1 protein-coding gene is annotated in these 336 nt (G+C 60.7%); it reads right to left on the bottom strand.

What is annotated here, in order from left to right; genetic code table 11:
* A partial coding sequence (locus J0A65_RS26680; RefSeq protein ID WP_206597187.1) for a DUF1302 family protein occupies positions 1–336 on the bottom strand: 336 nt, incomplete at both ends.

The following is a 336-nucleotide window of genomic DNA, read 5'->3' as shown; positions in this document are numbered from 1 at the left end:
GTCGAGGTAGCGCCAGGAGGAGCCGATACTGAAACGGTTGTCGTTGGCACCACTGTTGATAGCGCCGGTGATTGCGCTGTCGCCATTGGCTGCGCTGCTGAAGATGATCGGCACGGACATGTCCCAGCCGTTGAAGACGTTGTTGTAGTCGAGCGTCACCTGCACGGTATAACCCCAGGCGTCTCGGTCCAGGGCCAGGCTGTCGGAGCTGGAGCCGGGCAGGATGAAGCCCGGAAACAGTTCGATCGGTTCCGAGGTGTCGTTATCCAGCACATGGATATGCACCACTTCACCTGCCAGGGTGAGGTTGTCGGCGAAGCGGGTCGGCCCGAACAC

The sequence above is a fragment of the Bowmanella yangjiangensis genome (assembly GCF_017255015.1).
Taxonomy (GTDB): Bacteria; Pseudomonadota; Gammaproteobacteria; order Enterobacterales; family Alteromonadaceae; genus Bowmanella; species Bowmanella yangjiangensis.
This window is presented reverse-complemented; position numbering and strand designations above follow the sequence as displayed.